Annotated in this window: 4 protein-coding genes; 3 read left to right on the forward strand and 1 reads right to left on the reverse strand. The window is 67.0% G+C overall.

Going from position 1 to position 5,472, the window contains the following annotated elements:
* Positions 1-3: 3 nt before the first annotated feature.
* Entirely contained in the window at positions 4-264 is a 261-nt protein-coding gene (gene rpsT, locus ACRDPN_RS11925) for a 30S ribosomal protein S20 (protein WP_431448043.1), read from the reverse strand.
* A gap of 133 nt (positions 265-397) precedes the next feature.
* Here rpsT and lepA point away from each other — a divergent pair, with 133 nt between their 5' ends.
* The 3 genes from lepA (at position 398) to hemW (ending at position 5,353) form a co-directional block, all read left to right on the forward strand.
* The gene (lepA, locus tag ACRDPN_RS11930) at positions 398-2,254 is read left to right on the forward strand and encodes a translation elongation factor 4 (RefSeq protein WP_431448046.1); all 1,857 of its coding nucleotides are present in this window, start codon (positions 398-400) and stop codon (positions 2,252-2,254) included.
* A gap of 90 nt (positions 2,255-2,344) precedes the next feature.
* Entirely contained in the window at positions 2,345-4,183 is a 1,839-nt protein-coding gene (locus ACRDPN_RS11935; RefSeq protein WP_431448049.1) for an AMP-dependent synthetase/ligase, read from the forward strand.
* Entirely contained in the window at positions 4,184-5,353 is a 1,170-nt protein-coding gene (gene hemW, locus ACRDPN_RS11940; RefSeq protein WP_431448051.1) for a radical SAM family heme chaperone HemW, read from the forward strand.
* Positions 5,354-5,472: the final 119 nt, after the last annotated feature.

Below are 5,472 nucleotides of genomic sequence, written 5' to 3' on the forward strand. Positions count from 1 at the left end.
GCCTCAGAGCGAGGCGGCGCGCTTCGCGATGGCCGACTTGCGGTTCGCGGCCTGGTTCTTGTGGATGACACCCTTGGACGCGGCCTGGTCGAGCTTGTGGTTGGCGTCGACGGCCAGCGTCTTGGCGTCGTCGGTCTTGCCTGCGTCGGCGGCATCGTGGAAGCGGCGCACGGCCGTCTTCAGCGCCGAACGCACGGCCTTGTTGCGATCGCGAGCCGCGTCGTTCTGGCGGTTCCGCTTGATCTGCGACTTGATGTTCGCCACGTGTCTGACCTGTCTGTTTTCGGCTGGTGGAGGGTGATGCAAGAAGAGGAGCGTGCCCGAGCACGCGACCGCTCACATTACCAGCCACCGCAGCGGCGGCCCAAATCCGTAGCCCTGACACAATGGGCAGGCCATGCCGAAATCCCCTGATCACGCCCCCCAGCCCGGCGCGACCGACCCCCAGATCCTGCGCAACTTCTGCATCATCGCGCACATCGACCACGGGAAGTCGACGCTCGCCGACAGGATGCTGCAGCACACCGGTGTCGTCGACGGCCGCGCGATGCGGGCCCAGTACCTCGACCGGATGGACATCGAGCGCGAGCGCGGCATCACCATCAAGAGCCAGGCCGTACGGCTGCCGTTCACCAAGTCCACCGGCGACGACGCCGGCACCACGTACGTGCTGAACCTCATCGACACACCGGGTCACGTGGACTTCACCTACGAGGTCAGCCGCAGCCTCGAAGCCTGCGAGGGTGCGGTGCTGCTCGTCGACGCCGCGCAAGGCATCGAGGCCCAGACGCTGGCGAACCTCTATCTCGCGATGGAAGCAGACCTCCACGTCATCCCGGTCCTGAACAAGATCGACCTGCCGGGTGCCCAGCCGGAGAAGTACGCGGCCGAGCTGGCGCACATCCTCGGCGGCGAACCGGAGGACGTGCTGCGCGTCTCGGCCAAGACCGGAGAAGGCGTCGAGACACTGCTCAACACGATCGTCGATGAGGTTTCGCCACCCCAGGGCGACCCGGACGCACCCCCGCGCGCCCTGATCTTCGACTCGGTGTACGACACGTACCGCGGGGTAGTCACGTACGTCCGGGTCTTCGACGGGTCCCTCACCCACCGCGACCGCATCAAGATGATGTCCACCGGCGCCGTGCACGAGATGCTCGAGGTCGGCGTCATCTCACCCGATCCGGTCAAGGCCGGCAAGATCGGCGTCGGCGAGGTCGGCTACCTCATCACCGGTGTCAAGGAGGTCCGGCAGAGCCGGGTCGGCGACACCGTGACGTCGAACGTCCACGGAGCCACCGAGGCGCTGGGCGGCTACCGGCACCCGAACCCCATGGTGTTCGCCGGTCTGTACCCGATCGACGGCGACGACTACCCGGGACTGCGTGACGCCCTCGACAAGCTGCAGCTCAACGACGCCGCCCTGTCGTATGAGCCGGAGTCGTCCGGCGCCCTCGGCTTCGGCTACCGCATCGGGTTCCTCGGCCTGCTGCACCTGGAGATCGTTCGCGAACGGCTGGAACGCGAGTTCGACCTCGACCTCATCAGCACCGCGCCGAACGTCGTCTACCGCGTCGACATGGAAGATGGCACCGAAGTGGTGGTGACCAACCCGAGCGAGTACCCGACCGGAAAGATCGCGAGGGTCTTCGAACCAATGGTGAAGGCCACGGTGCTGAGCCCGTCGGAGTACATCGGCGCGATCATGGAGCTCTGCCAGGCCCGCCGCGGCCAGCTGCAGGGGATGGACTACCTGTCCGAGGACCGCGTCGAGATCCGCTACACGCTCCCCATGGGCGAGATCATGTTCGACTTCTTCGACGCATTGAAAAGCCGCACGAAGGGGTACGCATCGCTCGACTACGAACTTACCGGCGAGCAGGAAGCCGATCTGGTGAAGGTCGACATCCTGCTGCAGGGTGAGCCGGTCGACGCGTTCAGCGCGATCGTCCACCGCGACAGCTCCTACGCCTACGGAGTCGCGCTTGCCGGAAGGCTCAAGGAGCTCATCCCGCGGCAGCAGTTCGAGGTGCCCATCCAGGCAGCGATCGGGGCGCGCATCATCGCCCGTGAGAACATCCGCGCCCTCCGCAAGGACGTCCTCGCCAAGTGCTACGGCGGCGACATCAGCCGCAAGCGCAAGCTGCTGGAGAGGCAGAAGGAGGGCAAGAAGCGCATGAAGATGGTGGGGAGAGTGGAGGTCCCCCAGGAGGCATTCATCGCGGCGCTCTCCACCGGCGACACCCCGGGATGAGCAGACGCCCGCCGCCCCGATCGCCTGACCAGTCCGTGGGTTAGGGTGAGCGACACCACATTCCCCCGGTACGAGGTGTGAAGGATGCTCATGAGCCCAGTCGTCGCAACCCCGGAACAGCTCGAGATCATCGAGAACCGAGCGCCGAGTGTCGCCCGGATGTTCTATGACCGGGTCGAGAAGTCAGCCGGCCGCGAGGCCTATCGCTACCCCGACGAGGACGAGGTGTGGCACTCGCTCACCTGGCGCGAGACGGGTGAGCACGTCACCAAGCTGGCCGCCGGCCTCGTGGCGCTCGGCATCGAACCGGAGCAGCGCGTCGCCATCGCCTCGGGCACGAGGTACGAGTGGATCTTCGCCGACCTCGCCATCAACGCCGCCGCCGCGGCCACGACCACCGTGTACCCCACCACAGCCGCCGAGGACGTCGCGTACATCCTGGCCGACTCGAGCAGCCGCATCGTCTTCGCCGAGGACGACGAGCAGATCAAGAAGCTCATCGAGAAGCGCTCGGAGCTGCCCGACGTCGCGAAGGTCGTCACGTTCGACGGTCAGACCGACGGCGACTGGGTCATCGGGTTCGACGATCTCGAGCAGCTCGGCGTCGATCTCCTCGCGAAGGACCCGAAGGTCGTCGAGCAGCGCGTCGCGGCCATCGAGCCCGGCGACCTCGCCACCCTCATCTACACATCGGGCACCACCGGACGCCCCAAGGGAGTCCGCCTCAGTCACGACGGCTGGACGTTCGAGGGCGCCACGCTCCAGGCCGGAGGTTTCCTGTCGGAGGACGACCTGGAGTTCCGCTGGCTGCCGATGGCGCACTCGTTCGGCAAGGTGCTGTTGACGGCCCAGCTGGCCGAGGGGTTCGCGTGCGCGATCGACGGGCGCGTGCCCAAGATCGTCGAGAACCTGGCGGTCGTGAAGCCGACGTTCATGGGCGCTGCCCCGCGCATCTTCGAGAAGGCGTACGGCCGCATCGTCGGCATGGTCGAGGAAGAGGGCGGCGCCAAGCTCAAGATCTTCAAGTGGGCCGAAAGCGTCGGTCGTGAGTACTCACGCGCCATCCGCTCCGGCCAGTCCGTGTCACCGGTCCTCAAGGCCAAGCACGCCGTGGCCGACCGGCTGGTGTTCAGCAAGATCCGTGAACGCTTCGGCGGTCGGGTGAAGTTCTTCATCTCCGGCGCTGCGGCGCTCTCGCAGGACATCGCCGAATGGTTCCACGGCGCGGGCGTCCTCATCCTGGAGGGCTACGGACTCACCGAGACGTCGGCAGGCGCGTTCGTCAACCGCCCGGACGCCTACAAGCTGGGTTCGGTCGGTCTCCCGCTGCCGGGAACCGAGGTCAAGATCGCCGAGGACGGCGAGGTCCTCCTCAAGGGCCCGAACATCATGCAGGGCTACCACAATCTCGACTCCGAGAGCGCATCCGCGCTGGTGGGCAACGGATGGCTCGCGACCGGCGACATCGGTGAGCTCGACTCAGAGGGCTTCCTCAAGATCACCGATCGCAAGAAGGACCTCTTCAAGACGTCCGGTGGCAAGTACGTCGCCCCGTCCTACGTCGAGGGAACCTTCAAGGGCGTGTGCTCGCTCGCCAGTCAGATGATCGTGCACGGCAGCGACCGCAACTTCTGCTCGGCGCTCATCACGCTGGACCCCGATGCCGTCGCCGGCTGGGCCGAGTCGCACGGGATGTCCGGCAAGTCCTACGCCGAGGTCGTGAAGTCCCCGCAGATGCACGAGCAGATCAGCAATGACGTCGACGAGCTCAACTCCAAGCTCAACCGCTGGGAGACGATCAAGAAGTTCGAGATCCTCGACCACGACCTCACGGTCGAGTCCGGCGAGCTGACCCCGAGCCTCAAGCTCAAGCGCAAGGTGGTCGAGGAGAACTACCGCGACATCCTCGACGGCTTCTACGCTGACTAGATGCTGACCGAAGGACTGTCCATCCCGCCGGTGGACGGTCCTTTCGGCGTCTACGTGCACGTTCCGTTCTGCTCGGTGCGTTGTGGCTACTGCGACTTCAACACCTACACGACCGACGAGCTGGGCGAGGGAGCCACCCGCGCGGCCTACGCCGACACCGCGATCGCCGAGATCGAGCTCGCGGCCAGCACGCTCGGAGCGCACGGCGAGCTGCCGGAGGTCGAGACGGTGTTCGTCGGCGGCGGGACTCCGACCCAGCTGCCGTCCGGCGACCTCGTGGGCATGCTCCGGGCGCTCGAGGAGACGTTCGGGCTCGCCAACGACGTCGAGGTGACCACCGAGGCGAACCCGGACAGCGTCACGCCCGCCTCGCTCGCCGAGCTGCGTGACGGCGGGTTCACGCGAATCTCGTTCGGCGTCCAGTCAGTGGTCCCGCACGTGCTCGCGACGCTCGACCGCACCCACGACCCGGGCCGCGTGCCGGAGGCGGTGCGATGGGCCAGGGAAGCCGGGTTCGACCAGATCAGCGTCGACCTCATCTATGGCACACCCGGCGAGTCGATCGACGACTGGCGGGCGAGCCTCGACCACGCCATCGGCCTCGGGCCCGACCACGTCAGTGCCTACGCCCTGATCGTCGAGCCGGGCACCGCCCTCGCCCGACGCGTGGCGCGCGGTGAGATCTCGGCGCCCGACGACGACTCGATGGCCGACAAGTACCTGATGGCTGACGACGCGCTCACATCGGCCGGGTTCGGCTGGTACGAGCTGTCCAACTGGGCCCGCGACGACGCCGCCCGGTGTCGTCACAACCTCCTGTACTGGCACAGCGCCGACTGGTGGGGGGTGGGACCGGGAGCGCATTCACACATCGGCGGCGTGCGCTGGTGGAACGTCAAGCACCCGGCCGCCTACGCCCAACGGTTGGCAGCGGGGGAGTCGCCGATGCACGACCACGAGGTCCTCGACCCCTCGGCGTCGGTGATGGAGCGGGTGATGCTCGAGGCGCGGCTGCGCGAGGGCCTGCCGCTCGGCATCCTCGAGGACGGGCGCGCGGCCGTCCCTGCCCTGACCGACCGTGGCCTGGTCGAGGTCAAGGGCGATCACCTCGTGCTCACGCGCGATGGTCGCCTGCTGGCCGACGCCGTGGTGCGTGACCTGACCGGCTGATATAGGTCTGGGTAGTCCTTCACGGACACCTCCGGAGGTGCTTGGAAGGGACCGACAGGTTCCATTCATCTGAAGGTCAGGCGTTAGCGCGCCGTGGCCTTCTGGCACCCCCGGAGGTG

The sequence above is a fragment of the Aeromicrobium sp. genome (genome assembly GCF_050700635.1).
Classification (GTDB): Bacteria; Actinomycetota; Actinomycetes; order Propionibacteriales; family Nocardioidaceae; genus Aeromicrobium.